At 40.3% G+C, this 24,798-nt stretch carries 20 protein-coding genes; 14 read left to right on the top strand and 6 right to left on the bottom strand.

The genetic code is table 11. From position 1 onward, the window contains the following. Positions 1-40: 40 nt before the first annotated feature. Positions 41-2,551, top strand: coding sequence for a zinc-dependent metalloprotease (locus CWB77_RS15460; protein WP_138623506.1), 2,511 nt, complete (start codon positions 41-43; stop codon positions 2,549-2,551). Positions 2,552-2,603: 52 nt separating this feature from the next. Here the strand turns inward: CWB77_RS15460 and CWB77_RS15455 are convergent, their stop codons facing one another. Both CWB77_RS15455 and CWB77_RS15450 read right to left on the bottom strand, forming a co-directional pair. Next, the gene (locus CWB77_RS15455) at positions 2,604-3,392 is read right to left on the bottom strand and encodes a PhzF family phenazine biosynthesis protein (protein ID WP_138623504.1); all 789 of its coding nucleotides are present in this window, start codon (positions 3,390-3,392) and stop codon (positions 2,604-2,606) included. Between the two features lie 65 nt (positions 3,393-3,457). Then, positions 3,458-4,072, bottom strand: a complete 615-nt coding sequence (locus tag CWB77_RS15450) for a PQ-loop domain-containing transporter (RefSeq protein WP_010392228.1) — start codon at positions 4,070-4,072, stop codon at positions 3,458-3,460. A gap of 271 nt (positions 4,073-4,343) precedes the next feature. Between CWB77_RS15450 and CWB77_RS15445 the strand changes: the two genes are divergently transcribed. Then, a complete protein-coding gene (locus CWB77_RS15445; protein ID WP_138623502.1) occupies positions 4,344-5,477 on the top strand; it encodes a PepSY-associated TM helix domain-containing protein in 1,134 nt (377 codons plus the stop codon). A 58-nt stretch (positions 5,478-5,535) separates the two neighbouring features. On the opposite strand, the gene CWB77_RS15440 is transcribed toward CWB77_RS15445, so the two are convergent. The 4 genes from CWB77_RS15440 to CWB77_RS15425 all read right to left on the bottom strand — a co-directional run bounded on the left by CWB77_RS15440 (position 5,536) and on the right by CWB77_RS15425 (position 11,454). Further along, on the bottom strand, positions 5,536-8,349 hold the full coding sequence (locus CWB77_RS15440; protein WP_138623500.1) for a TolB-like translocation protein: 2,814 nt from the start codon (positions 8,347-8,349) through the stop codon (positions 5,536-5,538). 150 nt (positions 8,350-8,499) lie between these two features. Further along, positions 8,500-10,029, bottom strand: coding sequence for a PH domain-containing protein (locus CWB77_RS15435; RefSeq protein WP_374237588.1), 1,530 nt, complete (start codon positions 10,027-10,029; stop codon positions 8,500-8,502). Between the two features lie 10 nt (positions 10,030-10,039). After that, the gene (locus tag CWB77_RS15430; RefSeq protein ID WP_138623516.1) at positions 10,040-10,585 is read right to left on the bottom strand and encodes a PH domain-containing protein; all 546 of its coding nucleotides are present in this window, start codon (positions 10,583-10,585) and stop codon (positions 10,040-10,042) included. A 14-nt stretch (positions 10,586-10,599) separates the two neighbouring features. Beyond that, positions 10,600-11,454 carry a D-hexose-6-phosphate mutarotase gene (locus CWB77_RS15425; protein ID WP_138623498.1) on the bottom strand — a complete coding sequence of 285 codons (855 nt, stop codon included), beginning with the start codon at positions 11,452-11,454 and terminating at the stop codon, positions 10,600-10,602. A 415-nt stretch (positions 11,455-11,869) separates the two neighbouring features. Here CWB77_RS15425 and CWB77_RS15420 point away from each other — a divergent pair, with 415 nt between their 5' ends. The 12 genes from CWB77_RS15420 to CWB77_RS15365 all read left to right on the top strand — a co-directional run. Next, positions 11,870-12,352: a MarR family winged helix-turn-helix transcriptional regulator gene (locus CWB77_RS15420; protein WP_008112832.1), complete on the top strand. Its 483-nt coding sequence runs from the start codon at positions 11,870-11,872 to the stop codon at positions 12,350-12,352. Between the two features lie 111 nt (positions 12,353-12,463). After that, complete coding sequence (locus CWB77_RS15415) at positions 12,464-13,720, top strand: porin (RefSeq protein WP_138623496.1); 1,257 nt, start codon at positions 12,464-12,466, stop codon at positions 13,718-13,720. Positions 13,721-13,867: 147 nt separating this feature from the next. After that, a complete protein-coding gene (locus CWB77_RS15410; protein ID WP_138623494.1) occupies positions 13,868-14,335 on the top strand; it encodes an RNA polymerase sigma factor in 468 nt (155 codons plus the stop codon). A 17-nt stretch (positions 14,336-14,352) separates the two neighbouring features. Further along, positions 14,353-15,300 (top strand): FecR family protein, encoded by a 948-nt coding sequence (locus CWB77_RS15405; protein WP_138623491.1) that lies wholly within the window; start codon positions 14,353-14,355, stop codon positions 15,298-15,300. Positions 15,301-15,382: 82 nt separating this feature from the next. Beyond that, positions 15,383-18,019 carry a TonB-dependent receptor domain-containing protein gene (locus tag CWB77_RS15400; protein ID WP_075170738.1) on the top strand — a complete coding sequence of 879 codons (2,637 nt, stop codon included), beginning with the start codon at positions 15,383-15,385 and terminating at the stop codon, positions 18,017-18,019. A 59-nt stretch (positions 18,020-18,078) separates the two neighbouring features. Continuing rightward, complete coding sequence (locus CWB77_RS15395; RefSeq protein ID WP_138623489.1) at positions 18,079-18,669, top strand: biliverdin-producing heme oxygenase; 591 nt, start codon at positions 18,079-18,081, stop codon at positions 18,667-18,669. Further along, entirely contained in the window at positions 18,666-19,061 is a 396-nt protein-coding gene (locus CWB77_RS15390; protein ID WP_054202718.1) for a YbaN family protein, read from the top strand. Before CWB77_RS15395 ends, CWB77_RS15390 begins: the two co-directional genes overlap by 4 nt. Positions 19,062-19,166: 105 nt before the next feature. After that, positions 19,167-19,799 (top strand): PepSY-associated TM helix domain-containing protein, encoded by a 633-nt coding sequence (locus tag CWB77_RS15385; RefSeq protein ID WP_041709754.1) that lies wholly within the window; start codon positions 19,167-19,169, stop codon positions 19,797-19,799. Next, a complete protein-coding gene (locus CWB77_RS15380) occupies positions 19,799-20,305 on the top strand; it encodes a DUF2271 domain-containing protein (RefSeq protein WP_138623487.1) in 507 nt (168 codons plus the stop codon). The genes CWB77_RS15385 and CWB77_RS15380 overlap by 1 nt, the downstream gene beginning before the upstream one ends. A 34-nt stretch (positions 20,306-20,339) precedes the next feature. After that, positions 20,340-21,185 carry a DUF4198 domain-containing protein gene (locus CWB77_RS15375; protein ID WP_138623485.1) on the top strand — a complete coding sequence of 282 codons (846 nt, stop codon included), beginning with the start codon at positions 20,340-20,342 and terminating at the stop codon, positions 21,183-21,185. Positions 21,186-21,433: 248 nt separating this feature from the next. Further along, positions 21,434-23,968 carry a TonB-dependent receptor plug domain-containing protein gene (locus CWB77_RS15370; RefSeq protein WP_138623483.1) on the top strand — a complete coding sequence of 845 codons (2,535 nt, stop codon included), beginning with the start codon at positions 21,434-21,436 and terminating at the stop codon, positions 23,966-23,968. A gap of 206 nt (positions 23,969-24,174) precedes the next feature. Then, on the top strand, positions 24,175-24,798 hold a 624-nt coding region (locus CWB77_RS15365), incomplete at its 3' end, for a DUF4097 family beta strand repeat-containing protein (RefSeq protein ID WP_138623481.1).

Raw genomic sequence — 24,798 nt, 5'->3', positions numbered from 1 at the left:
CGTACAGTAAAATTACATTAACAACGACAAAAGACAAATTATGAAATTAACCACACTTACCTTGGCGCTTAGTATAGCGCTTGGCAGTAGCTATACTGTTGCTGCAGAAAAAAAAGAAGAAAAAAAGCCACAAACATTAAGTGAAATGATTAAAGGCCAAACCGAATTTGCTGGCATTTTTAATCTTTACCAAGATGAAAAAACCGGTGACCACCTAATGGTAATTAACGAGTCACAGCTCGATACCCCTTTTGTTTATTTTGCACATACCATTGATGGTGCGACTGATGCGGGTCATTTTCGTGGCGCGTACCGTGAAACAAAGTTAATTGAATTTAGAAAGTACTTTGATCGTATCGATATTGTTAGTAAAACCCCGCGTTACTTATTTAACGAAAATAGCGCGCTAGCTAAAGCCAGCGAGGCAAACATTAGCGAAGCGGTACTTGCAAGTATAAAAATAGAAAAGCAAGAAGAAGGTAAAATAGCCTTTAATGTTAACAAGCTATTTTTAAGTGAAGCACTGCATAAAGTATCACCAACGCCTAATCCGAACGATAAAAATGCTAAAAAGCGTTTTAAAGTAGGTAAATTAGATGATAAAAAATCACGTATCATCAAACAGCGTCCTTACCCTAACAATCTAGATGTGGTGGTTGACTATGTATTTACTAATAGTAGCCCAACCGTTCGAGGCTCAGGTGCGATAAGCGATCCACGAAGCGTGTCAGTAAAAGTTCAGCACTCATTTGTAGCTTTACCTGATAATAGCTACCAACCTCGTTTTGATGATGCGCGCATTGGTTATTTCACCAATCAGTTTGATAAAATGACATCAACTGACTGGGCACCATACCAAGATGTAATAAAGCGCTGGGACCTACAAAAGAAAGATCCAAACGCAGCACTTTCAGAGCCAGTAAAGCCGATTACCTGGTGGATAGAAAATACTACGCCTGTTGAGTGGCGAGATACAGTACGTGACGCCGTACTTGCTTGGAATAGCTCATTTGAAAAGGCAGGCTTTAAAAATGCAATAGAAGTAAAAGTACAACCTGATGATGCCGATTGGGATGCTGGTGACATTAACTATAATGTACTGCGCTGGACTTCATCACCTAAGCCACCTTTTGGTGGGTATGGGCCAGCATTAGCTAACCCGCTAACCGGTGAAATTTTAGGCTCAGACATCATGCTTGAGTTTGTATTTATGAAAAACCGCTGGATATACGATACGCTTTATACTCAAGGCACTATGAGCCATACACAACCTGGAAGCAACACTGAGCTTAATTGCTCTTTAGGTCATGAGTTACAACAAAACCTAATACTTGCAAAAGGCTTAGCAAATGGCGCTGATATTGAAGATACTGAAATGTTACGCCAAGGCTTAACCCAGCTGGTTTTACATGAAGTAGGGCATACTCTAGGTCTCAATCACAACATGAAATCTTCTATTTTGTGGGATGAGAAAGAAGTTCACGACAAAAGTAAAACCCAAGGTATAGTAACCGGCTCAGTAATGGACTATGCGCCAGCAAATATAGCGCCAACAGGTGTGACTCAAGGCGATATCTTCCAAACTAAACCCGGTCCATACGATGATTGGGCAATAAACTACGGCTACAGCGCAGCTCTTAAAGATGAAGCAGCAGAACAAGCTCGTCTTGATAAAATACTCGCTCGCTCAAGCGAACATGCACTGGCCTTTGGTAACGATGCCGACGATATGCGTGCACCAGGTCGCCATATAGACCCTCGCGTGATGATTGGCGATTTATCGTCTAACCCTGCAGCTTATGGTGCAGATAGAATGGCACTGATCAATACACTATTTTCTGAACTTAAAGACAAAGCTACAGTAAAAGGCGAGTCTTACCAACAGCTTGTTACTTCTGCTAACAGCCTATTTGGCCAATACCGTGCGCAGGCAGGTGTGGTATCTCGTCAAATTGGAGGGGTTTATGTAGAGCGTGCCGTCGTGGGCGATGAAAATGCAGCAAAGCCTTTTACACCGGTACCACTTGAGCGTCAAACCCAAGCAATGGCTATTTTAGCTGAGTATGTGTTTGCTCCAAATGTACTGCAAAGCATGCAGCCATTGTATAACTTTATGCAGCAGCAGCGTCGTGGGTTTAATCATTACGGTAAAAACGAAGACCCTAAACCGCATAAAATGATTTTAGGCATGCAAAAAGGTGTCTTAGCGCAACTACTGCATCCTGCTGTGTTACTGCGTATTTCAGATACCGCTTTATATGGTAATGAATACACCCTTACGCAATTTATGGGGGATTTAACTGCAAGTATTTTTGTTGATAGTAAAAATGCTAATTCGATCAGTCATAATTTACAGATTGAATACGTAAATCAGCTTATTGCAATTGCAGGCTTAAAAAAAGCAAGTAAATACGATAACTTAGCAAAAACAGCTGCGCTATATCAGCTAACTCAAATAGCCGATCAAGATGTTGCATGGGGTGCAGACACCGCAACCAAAGCACATAAAAAGTATATCGATCGCTTAATTAGCAAAGCGCTAGAAGCGTAAATAACACTGAGTAAACCAAGGCCACGTTTTACGTGGCCTTTTTTACACTAACTCAAAGGTAAATAGTGCCTTTAAGGTACCTTACGGCATGACCCGTTAATGTCACTGTTGTATTGCCCACTTCACAGTGTAGCTTCCCACCTCGTTGTGAGACTTGATAAGCACTGAGAGAATTTTTTCCAAACTGCCCTGCCCAATAAGGGGCAAGCCCAGTATGAATTGAGCCGGTTACAAAGTCTTCATCACCCCCACTGGCAGGCCAAAAATAACGAGAAATAAAGTCATACTTAACACTCGGTGCTGTTGCAACCACATCTAATGGGGCTAATTTTTTTAGTTGTTCATTGGTTGTTTTCAGATCTACAACCTGCTGCTCATTATCATAAATAGCAAAATAAGCTTGGCGGTTTTGCAGCACTTTAACAGGTTGTATAGACAGGCCAGCTAATAAAGCATCAGGGATAAGCTGAACCTCTTCAGGGGCTTGTTTAGGAAAGGTCATAGCAAAGCTGCCATCGTTATTTTTATTAACAATCAGTTTGCCCACCGCCTCTGCGCTAAAGCGCACCTGCGATATACTATGTTGCTCACAAAGCACATAGGCCGCTGCTAAAGTAGCATGGCCGCAAAAATCAATCTCCATTAATGGCGAAAACCAACGTATCGCAAAGCTTCCATCTGCCGACTGACAAGTAAAAGCGGTTTCAGACACGTTGTTTTCCGAAGCTATATTCAGCATAAGATCATCACTAAGCCAAGACTCTAGTGGGATCACGGCAGCATAATTACCTTTAAACAGTTCACTGCTGAACGCATCGATTTGATGGATAGTTAATTTCATAGTGGGCACTTTTTATTTATTGGTCACTCAAAGTGCCACAAATGAAATTAACGGTCACTATAATTTTATGCCAACACAGGACGTACGCGATAATACTGCATACACGCAAATTGCAGCGCATTAGTTAGCAATATCATAATAAACATTAATATATGCGAAGTACTTTGCACTGGCATGGCTAGCTCTGCAAACAAACCACAGATACCTGCTATAAATTGCAAACTAAAATAGCGCGCACTAAGGTTACTAATATTCCCTGTTCGCAGTGTTTTATAGGTTTGTGGCATAACCCGTACTGAACTCATAATTAAGCCCACATAGGTTAAGCCATTTAGCACAGTGGCAGTATCTAGGTTAGGGTTTAACAGCAACAAAAAAGGTAATAACGAAAAGCTAAGCATGCCAAGTAACTGCAGCTTCTGACGTTTAGCGGCATTATAACGTGCAAAAAAGTATAAAATTAAACCACTTAATAAACCTGTCGCAAAAAACGGCAAGGCAATATAAAAACGAGCAAAATAAAGATTGTAGCTAATAAAGTACACACTTTGCGCTAAACCAAATGTCATCATTAGCAGTGATACACCCGATACACTGCGGTTTTTAATAATTTTATTAAGTAACGGTAAAAAACTAAAAACCAAAATAAACACTGATAAAATAGGCAAATAATACGCCAAAGCAAACCTCGCTCGTTACATTGTTGTTAATAAAAAGGAAGAAATAAAACATTTTTTAAACATTTGTTTTTAAAGGCTTTATTTTTGTGCGCGCATTGTAGAGCTGGCTAGGTTTTATACAAGCTTCACACCTACTTTAGTTTCCTCCTGTGGCAACTTGAGTATACAAAAACCGTTGCTATAACTTCACAGTCTCACTATTTTATAATTGCAACACAAATGATAACTGTTATCATGCGCATATCTAAAAATTAACATGCAAGCTTAAGTAATGAGAAAAACACTGTTTAAAGTTCATAGTTGGTTGGCGCTAATTGCCATTATTCCGTTAATTGTTATTAGCATTACCGGCAGTGTTTTAGTGTTTAAAAGTGAAATTGATGGCTTACTGATGCCTGACAAACACTTTGTGGTACAGCAGCAAGCTGCTCGCTTACCTATGGACTCATTAATAAATAAAGCCGAAGCAGCCTTTCCTGAGTATGTAGTAGGAAGCTGGGAGCTTTTTAATAACACCACCGCCGACCGGCTTTATTTGGTTAAGCGTGGCACTGACGATTGGTATAAGTTGCATTTAGACCAATACACCGGAGAGGTTTTATCAGAACCAGTAAGCACAACTCATTATTTTACCGACTGGTTTCTAGAACTCCATTACACCTTTTTACTTAACGACTTAAAAAGCTTACCTGGGCAAACAGGTACCGTATTAGGGTTCTTTTTTGCTTTATTTTTATTAACTCTGGGCATTACAGGCTTAATTATTTACCGTAAATTTTGGCAGCGACTATTTAGCGTACGCTGGCGCGCAACTTTACAAATAGTACTTAGCGACATTCATAAAATGACTGGAGTATTAGGCTCACCTATCCTTATCGTTTTAGCGATTACCGGTGGTTATTTTAATGGTGCAGTGTGGTATCACGAAGTAATAGAACACGCAGAAGAAGAGCACTACACTATTACAAATAAATTATATAGTGACGACATCTCTTTTGAGCGGATTCTTAATGATAGCAAGCTGCAAATACCCACTTTTAATACAACTTTTTTAGTTTTTCCACGAGAGCCCGATGAAAATATTACTCTTTATGGCGAAGTAAATACCAGTAATCCACTTACCAGTGAATACGCCAATACCATAACTTACAATAAGCAAACAGGTGAACACATGGCTAACTGGGATATTCGAGAGGCTGGTGCTGGTTGGCAAGTAATAGACAGTTTTAGAAAACTACACTTTGGTTATTTTGCTGGGCTTATCAGTAAAATACTATGGTGTATTGTTGGCCTTAGCCCTGTATGGCTCGCTGGTACAGGCTTTTATTTATGGCTTACCCGCCGCAAACGTAAAAAGCATTCACAAAGAAATCGTGTAATGCAGCGAAAAAGCGCTAACGCTTGATAGTATTAATGCTCAGCTAAGTTACTAACTTGAGATAGTAACTTAGCTAAATAAGCTTTTACAATGAATAGTAAAAGCTTAACCATGCGCGCATTTCATCTTCAAAGCTGTCGCCTTCAACACGCGACAACCCAGCATTGAAGGTTAAATCGTTTACGCCTGCAGGCCCCATCCCAAAGCTAAAATCACCTTGGTATTTTAAGCCATAACTTTGTGCATAAACGCTGTTATCTAATTGATGTTGCTTATAGTAAAACCAGGGCATGCCTTCTTTAAAGCTAATGCCACCGCCATAACCTTGATAGCGCTCTGCAGTTGCACTGTAAAAAGGCAATTCAGCAGCAAGTACAAACTCGCTACTTTGTTGCTGATTAATCAGGTTAGAACTAAATCCACCTAAAGCTAAATTACTATCGTCTCGCTGTTTTTGTTCAAAGCTCACAAACATGGGAATATTAAATGCTTTGCCAAATACTTTTGTTGCCAAGTCATAACCTTGCCAATGACTACTTTGATTTTGTCCCTCATAAATACTGGCATAAATACTCTGCCCTATGGCAAATGCTTGGCGGTCATGTTGCCATTGCTGTCTAATACTCAACCGCGTCCAATTTTTATGGCTATTTTTATAATCTGTATAGTTATAAGCTAGCTCTGGGGTTAATTGAAGCTGGCCAAACTTCAATGGGTGGCTTATTGCAGCAAAACCACCTCGGGCATCAATATCAGCGTTTAAGCTAGGTTGATATTGACGTGATGTATCCAAATTATAATCAAATAGCGCAAGCTTAAACTTTGTATTTAACGCATTGTATTTTGCTTGTACAAATCCTCCATATAATCCACCGTAGTGCAAATCAATGTTATAACCCGCTTGTAAATCAAGTTGTTTTAATAGGTCGCTACTTTTTATACCTACACTTAGCAAACTGGTTGACGCTGAATAATACTGTGATCCCAAGGCAAACGTCGCTTGCTGCTCAAGCACTGCGTAATCGCTTTGTTCTGCTATCTCATCGGTATATATTTTTGCCGGTGGCAAGGTATGCTTATTTACCATCAACAATGGAGCTTCACTGTTTACAGCGAAATCCGTCACGGCTGTCCGGTCTTTTGTTGTTAGCGTTTTTACATCAGGGCCATCAGCATTAATAGAGAAATAAAGTAGTGAGCCATCTTCTGTTTCAATCGGATATGCGAGCGCTTCTTGCCCGTTAGTTAAGCGGGTGAGGGTGTTATTTTTTATATGGTAATTATAAATATCAGTCTTATTATTTAAGCCAGCAACAAAATAGATAGACTCCCCATTTTGACTAAAACTCGGCTGGCTTAAATATTGATACCCATTAGGCATTGGGACTGACTGCCTGACATCACCGCCTAAATCTTGTATATACAACTGCCAGTTTTCGTTTAATGATGCTGATAAATAAGCTAATTTTTTTTCATCTGGGCTTAGGGTCGGGTAATCATACGTCGTTTTTAAGCTCTTGATAAAAAGTGGCGTGATTGTTTGTGTATTAAGATCGACTTTTACTAATTCAGAATACCCAGCTCGTATTTGCTCACCGTAAAGTGTTTCACCATCGCGGGTAACACTAAAACGACGAATACCAGCCAGCTCCGTGAGTTGTTCGACGTTGCCAGTATCTATGTTATAGCTAAAAATGTCAGACACTTTGTTATAAGTCCCCGACTCCTCACTACTGTAGGCATTAAAATAAAGAGTGTTATTGCCTACCCACTGCGGATTGGCAATACCTGCGCGATTTATTTGATTTAATATTTGTTTTTGTTCGCGCTTAAATACACTTGGCGCAGTATCAGGAATATCCTTAGCATCATCTTCAAGTAATTGCTTTTGTGCTTTAGTAAATTGCTGTTGCGCTTTAGTGTTGTCTTCAGTGCTATAAATTATGAGCTTGGTATTACTTTTTTTATCACGCTCCACTATGGCAATTTTGCTGCCATCATCTGAAAGAACGGGGTTGCTAGCGTATAAATCAAGCTTTAACCAAAGCTTGCTATTAAGTGGTGACTCGGTTTGCTCTTGTTGCATTGCTTTATAAGTGTACTCAGCAATAAATCGACGATATAGCTTGGCAGCGCTTTGCCCAAATACACCAGAAAATGCATCATCAAAATCTCGAGACTTAACCGCTCGCATACGAACCCATACATTATCGACCAACTGCTCTGAGTAATTTTGCTCTAGCCAGTATAAAAACCGACTTCCCATTAAATACGCCATGGAGCCCGCCATAAAGCCTTCATCACTATTTAGTTGCCCATAGGTCGGAAGCGCTCCTTGCTGAGCAAACTCCCTGAGTATTGCCTCAGAATAGTTATCAAAGAGCCGCCCTCGCCCTGTCATTTTAGACTCAATTAAGGTGGCGTATCCTTCAGCTACCCAGCGCGGTGTGTCACCATAGGTTAAATCGTAAAGATCCCATACCCCTCTAATTTTTTGTTGCCACTCGCTGCGAGTCGGCTGCGCTAAATGAACTAAGTGAATGTACTCGTGCAGCACTAGTAATTGCTGCCAGCCCGATGAGTTTGAGATTACTGTGTCCGATTGTGGTGGCGTAGTAAAAAGCGCCATAACAGGATTATTAGAGGTTGGTAAGGCAAAGCCATTAGCTGCATTTAAAGGATCAAACACCACCACATCGACGATTTTATCAAGCGCACGGTTTTGTTGCTCAAGCACTTTAGTACGAACAATCTCCAGCTCTACTGCGGTCGATTTAGCAAAATCAGTATGCTCACTACTAAAGTGTACATTGAAATGCTCGGTATGAATGGTTTGCCAATTAGCAGCGAAGCTTGGTGAGGCAAGTAATAAAGCGGATGCCAGCAGTGTCTGTTTCATAAAATTCCCTAAAATAATTCCTTAATACACCTAGGTTATTATTAAAAGGAAAAAACGGGCAGTAAAAAAGTGTAATAAAGCATGTGCAAATGTGTATTTACACCTGCTTTATTATTTAACCTGAACGCTAATTATTTACAACGGAGGAAATTACATCCAACTACGGGAGTCTGACTCAGCCTGCATAAGCGTAAAATCAATAATAAAGTCAGCATCTTGCTGTTTTAAATACGGAACATACGCACCGCCTGCAGCAAGTTGTATATACAGGCTTTTTAAGCCAGAACGACGCATAAAAAAGGTACTCACACTGCGAGCGCTTTGTGCTTTGTACAGCTCAAATACCCGGTAATGTACGCCAATCATACCTTTGCGCACTACCATATAAAAACGCCCATCTTGTTGATGAAGGTAATACCCATAACGTCTATAAGATAAAAACACTAACGTAGCTAATACCAAAAATAATGCTAACGGAATTAATACATTAAGTTGCATAAAGCTAATTAAAAACCCAGAAGCAACACTCGGTAGCAAGGCATAAAACACCATATTTTTATATAACAATGCCCTTTCTACCGCCTTGAATGCCAGCTTTTTACTGTCAAACCATGGGTAAATCCACTGACACACATTATCAACTTGCTCCTGCGTGAGCACAGGTAACACTAAGGTTTGTTTATTCTTTTTCGCCATACTTGCAGCGCCACCACTGCTGGCTTGCAAACACTCAACAGTAAAACGTTTCAATAGCCTAGCAATTAGGTTTTGCTTAATAACTATAGATTGCACTTTATCTAAACTAATTGATAGTTGATGGCGTTCTAACAGCCCTGCAATACGTTTAAATTTTTTATTTTTAAAATAAAGCTGATAATTATAGAACCGAATGAGCGACATAGTTACCGATAAAAACACCGCTATAAATACCAATATAAAAATCAAAGTAATTACTGCAAATACCGCTGCATTAGCCATCATACCCAGCTCTTGCTGATAAAAACCCTCTATTTTTGTTATAAACTGCTGCTCTAAAAAATCGATAGCCACATTCATAAAAGGGGCAATAGCGGCAAGCGCTAAAATGGCCATGTTCGACATTAAACCAAACTTAGCTATTTCTTTATTTGAAATGAATAAACTATTTTCGCCCTGCTCTTCAATATGAGATTGCGCTGTATCAGCTACTTCTGCTGATGGTTGCTGCTGTGCTTTGTAGTCAAATACTTGTTTGCGCATTTGCTGGGCATAACCGCTGGTTACTCCCGGCAATACCGCTTCTTGGGCAACGCTGCCGGCAGCATCAAAAATGCAATTAACTAAACCTACTGGAGTAAAATAAAAGGGCTCAGCTATGTTTACATTTTGCACCCTAGAAAACTTTAAGGTGAGTCGCTCTTTTTTAAATACACCTTTATTTAGTAAAATTTCATGCTCGTCAGTAATACAAAAACGAAAACTACGGTAATACAAAAAACAATAAGCAAGCAATGAAGTCAAAGCAATCGCGAGCGCAACTTGCCCCCAAAATAGTTTATTTTCTACCTGGGTAACAAATACCACTAACACAGGCAGTAAATTAAATAAGCCGTCTTTGACAAAGCGAACACTAAAATGCATCACAAAATAAGCCAATGCCCAGGGCGACACTTTTTGCCAATTAAGTGAAGGTGGAGTCATTTGCGTAGCATCAACACTCACTGGCAGTAGCCTCGCTTGTGGTATCATCGTGGCGATAGCTTTGTACAAATTGACGAATATTTTTGCACTTTTCGTGGGTCAGGCCGCTAATTTGTAAATCAGCACTCATACCACCTGCGCTGTAAAGCCGTAAACTTGCTAGACCCAGTTTTCGCTCTATTGGCCCACGATGTATTTCAATATGCTGCACTCGTGCTAACGGCAAAATAGTTACCTGTTGCCAAATAATACCCTTTTTAAACGCTATATCGTGGGTACGTAATGCACTACCTTGTAGTTTAATACTGAACACGCTGTATAACATACAAAGTAAAATTAATAGCGGAACAGCAACCAATAAGTAACCTTGCGCCATGGCTGCAAAATCTGTATTGAAATAACAAACAGCCGCTAGCACTAAGCAAAAAGGAATGAAAAATAACAACCAATTCAACTGTGCATGCAATAATGCTTTATCGGCAAGCGGTTCAAACTCTATGCTTTTATGTTGCGGTAGATCGGTTATTTGTTGATTCGTAAACACGCTTCGCTCCATTGGACGTATTGGCTTTAACCAAGCCACTTTATTGTTGTTACTATGGTATGACTTTGTTTTGGCTCAAGCGTAACCGCATCTTCAAGCACATTCGCAGCTTCTAGGCATAACATGCTTTTATAATCATCATCGGCAAAATTTGATAGCCGCTTTGATTTTTCAATCCATGGATTCCATAGTACGCACGACTGCGAGTTTTCTCTGCTAACACTGATCATCCCCTGAGGAGTATCAATTGTTTGAACTGCTGCGGCTTGGGTATAAACCATATCGGTTTCACGGGAAAAGTCGACCACATCATGTTGCTGATGAGGCCCTTGACCAAATTCTATATATTGCGCCCCTTGCAGCCCTGCCACTCGGGTATTATTAATATCTTCTGTTGGAAAGTAAGTATGCAGTGCTTGTGTATAACTAAATGGTACGTTGCCTAAATTACAGGTGGTTAAACGCACCTCTAATTGCTCTGATAAGATAAACTCAACCCGTAATGACGACTGATGCGGCCAAAAAGTAGAATCTACCTGCTTCATTGGTAATTTAAGGCTCACAGTAACCTCGCTGTCGGTTTCATGTACTTCATCGGCTTGCCATACATGCGTACGGGCAAAGCCATGCGCGGGGAAGTCCGAATTTTCATGTTGCCCAAACCAAGGCCAGCAAATAGGAATGCCACCACGAATACTTTTCCCCTCGCTAAAGGTTTCATCCCCAGACACCCATAATAATGGCAATTTACCTTTGGGTGTAAACTCAGTTATTTGCCCACCTTGTAAAAATATTTTCGCCTCACATTGGCGACTATTAATACTAATAAATTCTAAACCGCTATGTGTACGCTCAATACATACTGAGGGTGATAATTGCATTTTATTTCCTTTAACACTGAGACTAATTTCTAATACTTAACCTGAGTACAGGTTACTTGTACACAAACAATAATGCATGCTTAAAGCATAAGCTACATAGAATAGTTATTTAAATTGAGTTAGTTACTATACTTTTATGCCACATCAATGGCTAAATTACGACTAAAGTTTTACATCCGTGGCTTGCGTATCGCTTTTAACCTACGTAAGGTGCGCAACCTTAGCAAACAGAATGTTATGAACGTTTAATAAATTAAAGATAATAAATACTATTTTAATTACTGCTCAAATTAATAAAAACCAATAAAAACTAATAACAGCGGGCTGAAATAACATATATCATTTGAATTCAATTTATTTGATGTGTAACATTTCATGATTACGGCAAATGATTCGCCTTCCATGAGACAAGCAAATGCAAAAATATGACGAATTACTAGTTTCTTTACGTAAGGTGATCCGTGCGATTGACTTACATTCAAAGCAACTTAATAAAACAGCGGGTTTAACAGGGCCACAACTGCTTATCATGCAGGAAGTGTCTCAAACTGATGGTATTACCGCCAGCCGTATTGCGCAAAACGTTAACTTAAGCCCAGCAACGGTTACTAATATTCTTGACCGAATCGAGAGTAAAAACTTAGTAACACGTGTTCGCAGTCAAATGGATAAGCGCCGAGTCAGCTTATACCTTACCGAACAAGGTAAAGAACTACTCGAAAAAGCACCACAGCCATTACAAGAGCATTTTATCGAAAAATTTTCAGCACTTGCTGAATGGGAACAGAGTTTACTCCTTTCATCAATGCAGCGTATTGCCGCAATGATGGATGCAGATAAGCTAGACGCCTCCCCGCTTTTAGAAGTAGGCGCACTGTTTCAAACCCCTAAAGAATAAAACGCAGTATAAAAACAATAAACTAAATTAGCCTGCCATTTTCCCCTTTTTCCACACTAAGAGGTGCATTTTTGCGCCTTTATTTTTTTAATCACAATCAAAACGGCTATTATGACTAAACTCTCAAAACTAACACTCGCCTTAATTTTAGGTGGTGTTGCTAGTAATTCTTATGCATCAAATCTTCAACCTCTCCAAAGCCAATTAACGCAGTTAAAGCAACAAGTAGAAAAGCTTGAAAGCAAACTCACTGAAAAAAAAGCTCAGCAACTAACTGATGAAGCTGCAAAGCCTGAACAGCAATCATCAGGAATAAAGATAGGGGGTGCCATTCGCGCTAACTACGGCATTAACTCTTACGATGATGACAATGAAGATCGCGGTGGCGACTTTGATTTTGATATTTTCCGTTTAAATGTCTCTGGTGAAATTAATGATATTTCAGTAAATGGTGAAGTACGCTTTTACGATTACATGACAGTAGTGAAATACGCTTACTTAGGGTATGAATTTATTGATGGCTGGGAAGGTCAAGCTGGTATAACCGCCGTACCGTTTGGTAATGGCCCTTACAATTCTCACAGCTACTTTTTTAGCACTAACTACTATGTTGGCCTAGAAGATGACTTTGATTTAGGGGTAGTTGCTAAACGTAAGCTTAAAGACAACTGGACACTTGATCTTGGCTTTTTTAAAAATGATGAACTTGGCGGAGTTGATGGCTCAGCATCAGATAAAAACCACCGTTACTCTTATGACATTATTGGCAGTCGCCCTGCCGATGAAGGAACCTATGCCGAGCCTGCAAAGCAACTTGGTGAATACAACACTTTTGCTGGTCGAGCCACTTATCAACTTAAGCACAGTAAAAATATAACCACAGATTTAGGTGTATCGCTACTCAGTGGTGGACTACATGATGGTGAAGACCGCGCGGGTAATTACAGTGCGTGGGCTGTTCATTTAAACAGCAACATTAATAACTGGAACATTCAATTTCAACACGGCGAATACGACTACGACTTAGATGATGGCAGCAACCGCTTTGCAGTGGGTGCCTACAATTACTTCGATAGCGTGTCGAGCCAAGCTACAATGACCAACTTTAATGTTGCCTACGACTACGCACTAGAATGGGGTCCAGTTACCAACCTACAGTTTTATAACGACTATGGGATCATCTACAACAAATCAGATAATAGCGCCAATACTTGGATGAATGTAACCGGTATGAGCATTACTGCTGGGGGGTTCTTTAGTTATGTTGATTTTGTACAAGCCCGCAATCAACCCTTTATTGGCGGTACCATTATTGGTGGTGGCGATACCGAGCGCCGGTTTAATATTAATTTAGGCTATTACTTTTAACTCTCTCCTCAGCCCAGTAGCCATACTGGGCTGAACTTAAATCAAATAGCTGCTTTAAAAAGCACAAACACAAATAAAAACGATTGCCATTTGCATTGGTTGACGTTAGTATCCACCCCCTTTTTAGAAACCTTAAATTGGTGCGCCTTGGAACGCTATTACGCTGAAGTATTAAGTTATATTTCTCGCTCGATTGGATGCAAACATAAAGCGCAAAACATCGTTCAAGAAGCATACACACGCTTATTAAGCTACCGTAAACGCAACCCTGAGCATGACACATCCCAGCAACGGGCTTTATTTTTCAAAACGGCTAAACACATCGTTATTGATAACTATCGCCGTAATTACGCCGTTACAGACCCTGTTGAGCAAGAGTTAATCGCACCTAGCGATTATGAACCCGAAGCAAAGCTGGCAAGCCAACAACAACTCAGTCTGCTTTATAGGTGTATTGAGCAATTACCTCAAAAAACTAAACAAGCCTTTGTACTATATAAATTTAAAAACCTAACGTACCAACAAGTTGCAGATCAGATGGGGATTTCTGTCAGTATGGTTGAAAAACATTTAGCCATCGCTATGCTGGCATGTCGCAATACAATAAAAAAATAACCACGGGAATATAAGCAATGGACCGTCAGCAAACACAATTGCAACTGCAAGCAAATACTTGGCTTGAAAAACAAAAAGTTGGGTTAACTGCATCACAAAAAAAGGCTTTTATTCAATGGCTCAATACCAGTAAGGCGCATCAAACCGCTTACCAAGAAAGTGTGCAGGTTGAACGGCTATTAACGCAATTTAGTGAACATGAAATTGAACAACTCAATACACCAAAACCTAAAAGATTTTTATCTACATGGGCTATAGCAGCATGTGCTGCCTGTTTAATGCTCACTATTACCGGGTATCAGTTGTGGCCAAATGAAGTATCGCCCACCCAGTATACTGCTCATTATAAATCAAACCGAGGTGAACAATTTGATATTGCTCTACCCGATGGTTCCCAGCTAAGCGTAGATGCAAAAACACAAATTTCACTCGACTTTAACCCTAACTCACGTAAAAACAAACTCGTTCAAGGGCGTGTATTTTTTAATGTAGCCAGTGACTTACAGCGTCCTTTTATTGTTAGCACTGATGATACAAAAATCACTGTGCTGGGCACTCGCTTCAGCGTTGATAAAAAAAAGCATAGCACGCGTATCAGCGTCGAACATGGAAGGGTAAAGATACAAAACAACCACCACCTAATTGAGTTAGTACAAGGACAGCACGTTGTATTTAACGAGCTTGGAATGGATGTGCAAACAATAGACCCTACACTTGTTGATGCATGGCGTAGTGGCCGATTAGTTTTTAGTAACGCACCGCTTGTGGAAGTATGTGCTGAATTTAACCGTTATCATGACACAGAGTTTACGTTCTCCGATGATCGAGTTGCTGCGCTAAAAGTATCTGGGACATTTTCAGCTGTTCAACTTGATAACTTTCTAAACCTATTACCACACGTGCTCCCTGTTGAAATTAAACGCGAAAATAATCAAGTTATTATAAGTAAGGCGGACAATTCTTAAAAATAAATAATCTTTTTATTGAGGGATTCTCATTATCATTCGTTTTCATATAAACAACTTTGCTTTATATGGAACAATTGCAATGAATACAATAACTCGTTACGGTATTAAACTATCTCCCATCGCCTTAGCTTTAGGGGTTGCTGTTAGCTTTCCCACAACAGCTCAAAGTACCTCCACTATAGTAACGTTTAATATTGCTCAACAACCTTTGAGTACTTCACTTAATTTGCTCGCTGAGCAAGCAAATATGAATCTCATTGCAGATGCATCTTTATTGCGAGAGCTAAAAGCACCAGCAATTTATGGACAAAAAACACTAATAGGCGCTTTAACATTTACATTAGAAGAAACTGGCCTCAGTGCAAAAATTGTCAATAACAGCATTATTATCCAGAAAAATGGTGCTATAAAAGAAACAAAACAACAAAATAAGCGTGATTTGCACAATAAAAAAGCGAATAAGCATGCCCATAAAGATATCCCTGAAAACATCGAAGTCATTGTTGTAAGTGGCAACAAAATTCAATTAGACCGCCACCAGCTCGAACGCAGTAAAGGCAGTTCAAATTCAGATATTTTTTCAACGTTTACCGGCATCGACGCAAATAATTTACGTAACGAAGCTGGCGCACTCGATATTGGTATTCGTGGTGTTCAAGGTGAAGGTCGAGTGCCTATTTTTATTGATGGGAGCTTGCAGTCCACCCACACAAACCGTGGCTACATGGGCACCTCAGATAGAACCTACATCGACTCAGATTTTATTAGTACTGTTGCCGTTGAAAAGGGTACAACAGCAAAAAGTGGCGCATTTAGTGCTGGCGCAATTGGCGGAACAGTTAATATCAGAACACTCAACACCACTGATATTCTGACAAAGGATCAAAGCGTTGGCGCGTTGATTAAACTTAAAACGTATAACAATAATCACACACCTACAGTCTCCGATAACCCATGGCAGCAACAGTACTATCAGGTGAGTAACCACAATAGCACTAGTGACTTTGATAATGGCGGTATTTTACTCGCAGGTGCATTTAAAACGGATCAATTAAATGCTGTGCTTGCCTATAGTGATAAAAAAACAGGTAACTATTTTGCTGGTAAACACGGCTTTGAAAACTTTGTTGAAACGTATGATTGGGGCCAAGTATTACCCCCTGTTAATCAACACGGTGAAGTAGTCAATACCAGCTTTGAAAGCGAATCCTACCTTGCAAAAGTACAATATGCTTTTAACGATGAACATGACATTGAATTAAATACTCGCCATCACCAGCAACAAGCGGGTGAAATGTTGGCTTCATACTGGTTCAAGCAACGCGAAGGGGATTTTTGGATACTCCCTGATGGTGAATATGGCACAATACCCGCCAACATAGAAACCATGCCACAATGGCAGCCTGGTACAGCGCTGGTTAATAGCGCAAGCTTGCTTTATCGCTTTCTACCCACGAATAATCCATTAGTCGATTTGAAGATCAACGCATGGACAACCAACGCAAAGTTACAACAGTATAACGCCTTGGCCAGTAATTTAGGCCCTAATGCACTGCAATACTTTCACGAATACAGCAACCAACGCCACGGTGTCGGAATTTATAACAGCGCTGCTTTTACTGTTTCTTCAATCCCCACAGTATTAATGTATGGCGCTTCTTGGCAAAACGAGGTACTAAAACCTAAAGCAGGAGCACTGGAGTATTTTTACACCGATAAAACCACCTCTCGTGACGGCAAACAAACTGTTCGCAGTGTGTTTGTAAATGGCCAGTTTGATTTCGATCCCATTGAGTTAACCTTGAACCTAAACCATCATGATTCTAGTACGCATGACCATCAAGGGGAGCATGCAATAAAGTTTTCGCCAAAAACAGATTTTACAGCACTGCTTCATTACAATGTATTTGATAACACCACGCTAAAAGCAAAGTACAGCAAAGCGTATCGAATGCCGAATATCTACGAGACGACTATTTCAAATGAAGTATTTACCTACTCGTCTGATTACCCTGTTATACCTGAAAACAGCAACACCTTTGAGTTAGGTATCGAAAGCCATTTTAGTAATGCGTTAATTAAAGGGGATCGTCTAACGCTATCCGCTAGCTATTTCGACACTCGTATTGAACACATGTTAGCAACCGCACAATTGCCAAATAAAGATCCGGATGCTGAACCATGGCAAACTACAAAATATACATTCACCAATTACGATAGCTTTGAGTTACCAGGTATTGAGCTTAATCTAAATTACCAAAGTGATTTATTTTACAGCACAGTTTCATATACCAATTACACCAATATAAAAATCTGTTCTGCCTTAATTAGTAATATTGAGCAAGTTGATCGCTGTAACGGTCAAGGTTTTTCAGGCAGTTTAACGCCCCTTCGTATTCCTCCTAAACGAAACCTTGTTGTTGGCTTTGGGAGCACCTTCATTGATGATCAACTGGACATCGGCTTCACTTATAAAGGGCATTCTGATAAACAGCACCCGGCAGGATTTTTAAGCGGTACTGGTGCCAAGGCAGTTAGTAAAATTCCAGCAAGTTATCAACTCGATTTTTACGCGAACTATAAGTTTAACGATATGTTCAGCGGATTTACCACAATCACTAACCTCACAGATAGATACATAGTGTCATCCGGTTCAATTGTTGCCATGCCAGAGCCAGGCAGAACTGTAACTTTGGGGCTAGAGATAAAGCTATAGCTAATTAGGGCTATTCACTTAGCCCACTTTTACTTAAACCGTCATAACTAGGAGTCAACATGACTAGCACCACTTTAGCCCCCTCTCGTGCATTACAATTAAAAGCCAGTACAGCTGACGTACATGACAACATAGATAAAAGCATTATGGATAAAGACCCATTTGCAAACACTGAAAACTATATCCAGTTTTTAACGTTACAATATTATTTTTTAAATGATGTGTCTGCGCTTTATGACCACAGCGAATTAAATATGGTCATTGAAAATTTAGCAGCGCGCCGACGTTTAAATATGCTTGAGCAAGACTTTCAAGATCTTGAATACCCAGTGCCTGCATCAGCGTTCACTTCATTAATTAGCAACGAGACTGACTTAGCAACAGCGCTGGGCTGGCTTTATGTAGTAGAAGGGTCAAAAGTTGGCGCTGCAATGCTAGGCAAACAAGCGCAAGCTAGACTACTGTTAACAAAAAAGTATGGTGCCCGTTATTTATCAGGCCCTGGTGCAGGTCGTGGCAGTGACTGGCGTCATCTAGTACAATTAATTGATAGTATTGAGCTAAATGACACACAAGAGCGCGCATTGATCAATGGTGCACGCCAAGCGTTTACTCGATTCCAACTTTTTCAGGCGCATGTCTATTCATGAATTTAAAGGTCGCTTTAGTCGCATATAAGAATGCGGGATACCAACTATTAGGATTAGCGTTAGTTGGTTTGGGGATTATTGGCATTTTATTACCTGTTATGCCCACCACTATTTTCTTTATTTTGGCATTAGCATGTTTTACACGTTCATCGCCAAAGCTTGCGACTTGGTTACTCGAACACCCTCGTTATGGCGCGACTTTGCGCCATTGGCACAGCCACAAGGTCGTGCCACTAAAAGCTAAATGGTTTGCGGGCATAGGTATGCTAATAGGCTTTATATTTTTATTATACAGCAGCTCTCCTTCTTGGGTTATTGTCCTAGTTGCTGTTGTTGAAGTGCTGGTTTTGACTTACTTAATTTCTAAGCCCTCAACTCCACCTAAAAACTAATACGTTCGATATAAGCAAAATAAAGTGTAAAGTTTGGTAAATAAATTTGTAACAGCTAATGCAAATCATTATCATCCGTATAAATTAATTAAATCAGCACCTTTTATGCCCTTTGTTAATAAACGCGCTTTATATAGTACGAGTCGTGCTTTACATATCTATATTTCTACCGCTTTGTTTTTTTTACTTATTCTATTTTGTGTAAGCGGCATAGTGCTAAATCATGTTGACTGGTTAAAAAACGATAAAAACAACGGCCAAATTACCGCAGCAATTCCAGCTGAACTACTTGTAAAAGCACAAACAGAATTAAATACACTACCTACTATTTATCCTCAAATAGAAGCTTACCTAGCCAAGCAATATGGGCTGAATAAAGTAAAAAGCATTGAATGGGAAAAGCAAGATTCACTGGTCATGCTCGACTATCCATTACCAGCAGGCTACGCCTACGCAGAATTTGATTTTATTAGTGGCGAATTGTTACTCGATTATCAAACCGGGGGGTTTTTAAGTGTAATTGGCGACCTACATAAAGGTCGTTACAGCGGTGAAGTATGGAGCTGGGTTATTGATATATCAGCAGTGCTGATGATCCTATTTGCCATCACCGGCATGATTATTTTATTTCAAAATAGAAAAAAACGCTTAGCAGGAATATGGATAACCGCATTAGGTGTAGCAACACCTATCGTTATTTACCTGTGTTGGGTACCACAAATAAAAGGAGTGTCTTAATGTTTAAAATTAAACCATGGCTAAGCATCACGCTGTTAGTCGCCGCGCTATTTCAAATTAATGCTCATGCACAATCGCCAAGGTTAGAAGTTGAATTAACCCTCGCCGATTTAAACGTGCAACCTTACCACCGACCTTATGTTGCTGTATGGCTGGAAACACCAGATCGCAAACACGTAACAACGCTTGCACTATGGGTTCAAAAAGCAGAATGGTTTAAAGATCTACGCCAATGGTGGCGCAAAGCCGGTAAAAGTAATGCTCAGTTTGATGGTGTCAGCGGCGCAACCAAGCGTGCCGGCACATATACAATTAGTTGGGATGGCAACGATCTAAACGGTAACCCTGTGACGCCCGGTAAATACCTACTTAATATTGAAGTTGTGCGCGAAGAAGGTGGCCGTGATTACAGCCGCATTGAGCTTGATTTAACTCAATCAGAGAAAATAACTATTGAAGGTAAAAACGAATTTGCGACCAGCTTTGTCACTGTAAGCGCTAGGTAACCCCTACTTATCATTCAAATTTAAAGGAAAAATAATGAACGTTAGTTTATCAAAAATTGCATTAATAGGCGCACTGAGTTTATCGGCGCTTGTATCAACAGCGGCAAATGCACATGCCCGTTGGTTACTACCTTCGCACACTTCGCTTTCTGGCGATAAAGCGCATTACGTTATGATTGACGCAAGTATTTCTAACGAAATTTTTGCACCTGATAAAGCATTTCGTCCAAGCACAAAAGGCGCAGAGTACGACGATACTCTGCTTATGGCACTTGCCCCAAATGGCGAGCAAGTTACCGATACCATTCGTGCCTATTACCTAAAGCGCAAAAGCTCTGCAGCAGTAAAACTTCAGCAACAAGGCACCTATCATATTGCGATGACGCAAAAACCTATGTACATGACATTTTACAAAAATGCAGCAGGTGAGCGAAGCCGTGTATTCGCTAAAAAAGCAGATGCCAACTTACCTAAAGACGCCAGCGATATCACCACAATTAAAACCATCTCTACTGTTGATACCTTTGTTAGCCATAATGGCACGTCAAAACCCGCTCAACTAGGTCAAGGCTTAGAGCTAAGCGGCCCAACCCATCCAAACGACTTATTTGTTGGTGAGCAAGCACGCTTTCAACTACTAAGCGATGGCAAGCCGGTTGGCGAAGGGATTGAAATAAGTATTTTAAAAGGTGATACACGTTACCGTAATAGCCGTGGTGAGATTAAAGTAACCACAGATAAAGACGGTTTTTTTGCCACTACTTGGCAACACCCTGGTTTATACCTAATTGAAACGTCTCAAAAAGTAACAGTTAATGAAGCTGGCGTAGACGTAGGTCGCTATGCACTATTTACAACCCTTGAAGTAGCACCTGAGTAATTATTAAATATTATTTATTAGGCCAAGCAAATAGTTTGGCCTTTTTTATCACTTAGTCTGCCATTTTCTCTGCATAAATCGGCATATTCTTAATATTTTTCACTTTTCGCTCTATCCTCATTTTAGCCTAGTATTAGGATCACTTCTTTTTATAAAAATAGTTGAATAACATAGTCAATTTAGATCTTTGCGGTGCACTAGCCGCTTCTATATGATGCGCACTTTTCAAAATCTTCAAGGCACGCTTAATGACTTTTCAGCATTTATCAGCTAATAAAAAATTAGCACTTAGCTTGGCTATTACCACCGCACTTAGCGCCTCTTTTTCAGTTGCGAATGCGGCTGAGCAAACTAACCAAGTGGAAGAGAATATCGAAGTAATTTCAGTAACTGGCACGCGCCGCAGCTTACGAAGTATTGCGCAAAGTACCGTGCCTGTGGATATTATTAGCAGCGACGATATGGCAAGCACAGGTCAACTTGAAATCAGCCAAGTGCTCGCTAACCAAGTACCAAGCTTTAACTACCCAAGTGCCACACTGTCTGATGGTACTGATCATGCTCGCCCAGCGGTTTTAAGAGGCCTTGCACCTGATCACACTCTAGTGCTTATTAATGGTAAACGTCGCCACTCTGGTGCGTTATTAAACTTAGGCGGTACGGTTGGTCGCGGCTCTACCGCGGTTGATTTAAACATGATCCCCACCTCTGCAATTAAGCGTGTTGAGGTACTACGTGATGGGGCAGCAGCACAATATGGTTCTGACGCCATTGCGGGTGTAATCAATATTGTTTTAAAAGATGCAACCGAAGGCGGTAGTGTTAGCGTAACTTATGGCCAATACGACAGCCAAATGGCCGGTGTACCACAACTAAATAGCACTTATGCTGATGAGAACGGTAACCTTGCTTTTAATTTAGGCGACGATCGTCAAGTTAACGACGGTAATACCCGCACAATTAGCGCAAATTCTGGTTTTTCACTGGCAGACAATGGCTTTTTAAACGTCTCGATTGAATACCGTGATAACGACTCAACTCAACGCTCTGGTTTTGATCCGCGCGAACAATACAGCCGCCTAGATGATGGCAGCCTAGACCCACGCGAATTTACAATCAACCGCTATAATCATCGTTTTGGTAAAGCTGAGCTTGAAGATTACGCGTTGTTTTACAACATGGGATACGACTTAGATAACGGCTTTAATGTTTATTCGTTTGGTAGCTATTCTGAGCGTGAAGGTAACTCGGGCGGATTTTACCGCCGCGCAAAAGACAGCCGCAATGTTTTAGAGCTATACCCCAATGGCTTTTTGCCACAAATTGCTACAGACGTAAAAGATTACTCGCTGGCATTTGGTTTACAAGGCGAGAGTGGCGATTGGGCATGGGATGTAAGTACTAACTATGGTCGAAATGACTTTGGTTTAGGGGTTGTAAATAGCCTAAATACTTCGCTAGGTACTAATAGCCAAACTGAGTTTGATAACGGCGCCATGGTTTACGATCAATTTTTAGTTAATTTTGATGCAAATACCACCGTTGATTTTGGCCTACCTGATGATATATTTTTCACTATTGGTGCTGAGTATCGCCGTGAAAGCTATAAAATAGAGCAAGGTGAAGAAGCTTCTTATATTACTGCACTTGATGACAACGGCAACCCAATTGCTGCTGGCGGCGCGCAAGTGCTTCCTGGTTTTGGACCACAAAGCGCAACTAACGAAAGCCGTCATAACGTTGCCGTATTTGCTGAATTTGACACTTATTTAACTGATAAGTGGAATGTAGTTTTAGCCAGTCGTTATGAAGATTACAGCGATTTTGGTAACACATTTACTTCAAAATTAGCCACGCGTTACAGTATTACCGACAACCTATCATTACGTGGTGCTGCCAGTACTGGGTTTCGTGCGCCGTCACTTGCACAAAGCTCGTACCGTCAAATATCGACTATTCTTGAAAATAACCAGCCTTTTGAAGTTGGCCTATTTCCAAGCTCTGCTCCTGCAGCGCAAGCATTAGGTGCAAAACAGCTCGATGCCGAAGACTCGGTTAATGTTACCGCTGGATTTGTTTATACCCAAGGTAACTTTAGTTTAACGGTTGATGCGTACCGCATTGATATTGATGACCGGATCGTACTCTCTGAAAACTTAAGCGGTAACGCTGTGCAGCAAATTCTAGCCAATGCGGGCGAACTAAATACCGAAAGTGTGCGTTACTTTACTAACGCCATAGATTCGCGCACGCAAGGTGTTGATATTGTGGCAACGTACATGCTTGATTTAAATACATTGGGTGATCTGCGCTTAAACGCAGCAGCAAACATTAATGACACCGAAGTGACTCATGTTGATGCAAACCCAAGCGAGCTAAGTTCTTTAGGTGATGACTACGTGGTATTTGCCCGTCGTGAAGTCGGTCGTTTTGAGCAAGGCACACCCGATAACAAGCTAAACCTATCAGCCGTTTGGAGCTTTAACCAATGGCAAACAACCTTGCGTGCAACTCGCTATGGGGAAGTGGCAGATATTTCAACTACCAGCGATGGTGATGAATATTTAGATGCCAAATGGATCACTGATTTAGAAGTTGCTTATCGCCCTAATGATGCGTGGAAGTTTGCAGTAGGTGCAAATAACCTATTTGATCAGTATCCACAAGCAACGGTAGATAACATTGGCTACTCTAACTTTGGGCAAATATTTCCATACACGCCTTATACACCCTACAGTTTAGATGGGCGCTTTTTATACGGTAACATTACTTATAGCTTTTAAGTAAACATCAATTAAAAATAGAGTAATTACAAAAGGATGCATCGCGCATCCTTTTTATTAACATTTAGTCTTTTTCACCATATTTTGGCATTTTATCTTTTTAGCAATCACTGTCATTTCATATAAAACAATAACTTACATTTCGGTCTCATTTTTGCTCTATACTTTGTATATTAACTAAAATAATCAATATCAAAGGACTAAACATGAGCGCATCAACTCTATTCAACTTCACTAAGCCCGTTTCACTAATTAGCGGTATTTTATTACTCAGCGGTTGTGTATTTCATATATCGCCTAGCGTTGCGTCGGTAAAACAAACACAACAACTTACATTACCTAGCAATAACCTTGAATACCTAGACGTACTAAGCGGCGCAGGTTCACTTAAAATAACAGGCTCATCAACAGCAACCAGTATTAGTGTTAACGCCACTATATACACTGCCGACATTGACGATGAATACGAACTCACACTCGAGCAAAACGGTACACAAGCAAAGCTTATTGCACAAAACAAAAGTAATACTGGAATTACCTTTTACAGCGGTCAATCACCAAGTATTGATTTAGTGGTCACTGTACCTAACAAGCTAAATTTAGATATTAACGACGGCTCAGGCGATATTGTTATTAACGCGATGCAAAGCAATATTGATGTAAAAGATGGCTCTGGCAGTATTGATATTAATAGTGCTAAAAACTTAAATATTGACGATGGCTCGGGCAGTATTTACGTAAAAAATGTAGTCGGCGATTTAGCATTAAATGATGGTTCAGGTAGCATTGATATTGATAATGTCAGTGGTAATGTCGCAATTGAAGATGGC

Source organism: Pseudoalteromonas sp. S1610 (assembly GCF_005887465.1).
Classification (GTDB): Bacteria; Pseudomonadota; Gammaproteobacteria; order Enterobacterales; family Alteromonadaceae; genus Pseudoalteromonas; species Pseudoalteromonas undina.
The sequence above is the reverse complement of the archived record's forward strand: the minus strand, read 5'-3'. Positions and strand labels throughout refer to the sequence as shown.

Bases quoted from the DNA above. Each gene is read 5' to 3' on its own strand.
- CWB77_RS15420 (WP_008112832.1), top strand. From the start codon at position 11,870: ATGCAAAAATATGACGAATTACTAGTTTCTTTACGTAAGGTGATCCGT.
- CWB77_RS15375 (WP_138623485.1), top strand. From the start codon at position 20,340: ATGAACGTTAGTTTATCAAAAATTGCATTAATAGGCGCACTGAGTTTA.
- CWB77_RS15440 (WP_138623500.1), bottom strand. From the start codon at position 8,349: ATGAAACAGACACTGCTGGCATCCGCTTTATTACTTGCCTCACCAAGC.
- CWB77_RS15455 (WP_138623504.1), bottom strand. From the start codon at position 3,392: ATGAAATTAACTATCCATCAAATCGATGCGTTCAGCAGTGAACTGTTT.
- CWB77_RS15445 (WP_138623502.1), top strand. From the start codon at position 4,344: ATGAGAAAAACACTGTTTAAAGTTCATAGTTGGTTGGCGCTAATTGCC.
- CWB77_RS15370 (WP_138623483.1), top strand. From the start codon at position 21,434: ATGACTTTTCAGCATTTATCAGCTAATAAAAAATTAGCACTTAGCTTG.
- CWB77_RS15405 (WP_138623491.1), top strand. From the start codon at position 14,353: ATGGACCGTCAGCAAACACAATTGCAACTGCAAGCAAATACTTGGCTT.
- CWB77_RS15425 (WP_138623498.1), bottom strand. From the start codon at position 11,454: ATGCAATTATCACCCTCAGTATGTATTGAGCGTACACATAGCGGTTTA.
- CWB77_RS15385 (WP_041709754.1), top strand. From the start codon at position 19,167: ATGCCCTTTGTTAATAAACGCGCTTTATATAGTACGAGTCGTGCTTTA.
- CWB77_RS15390 (WP_054202718.1), top strand. From the start codon at position 18,666: ATGAATTTAAAGGTCGCTTTAGTCGCATATAAGAATGCGGGATACCAA.
- CWB77_RS15435 (WP_374237588.1), bottom strand. From the start codon at position 10,029: ATGACTCCACCTTCACTTAATTGGCAAAAAGTGTCGCCCTGGGCATTG.
- CWB77_RS15400 (WP_075170738.1), top strand. From the start codon at position 15,383: ATGAATACAATAACTCGTTACGGTATTAAACTATCTCCCATCGCCTTA.
- CWB77_RS15395 (WP_138623489.1), top strand. From the start codon at position 18,079: ATGACTAGCACCACTTTAGCCCCCTCTCGTGCATTACAATTAAAAGCC.
- CWB77_RS15430 (WP_138623516.1), bottom strand. From the start codon at position 10,585: ATGGAGCGAAGCGTGTTTACGAATCAACAAATAACCGATCTACCGCAA.
- CWB77_RS15380 (WP_138623487.1), top strand. From the start codon at position 19,799: ATGTTTAAAATTAAACCATGGCTAAGCATCACGCTGTTAGTCGCCGCG.
- CWB77_RS15415 (WP_138623496.1), top strand. From the start codon at position 12,464: ATGACTAAACTCTCAAAACTAACACTCGCCTTAATTTTAGGTGGTGTT.
- CWB77_RS15460 (WP_138623506.1), top strand. From the start codon at position 41: ATGAAATTAACCACACTTACCTTGGCGCTTAGTATAGCGCTTGGCAGT.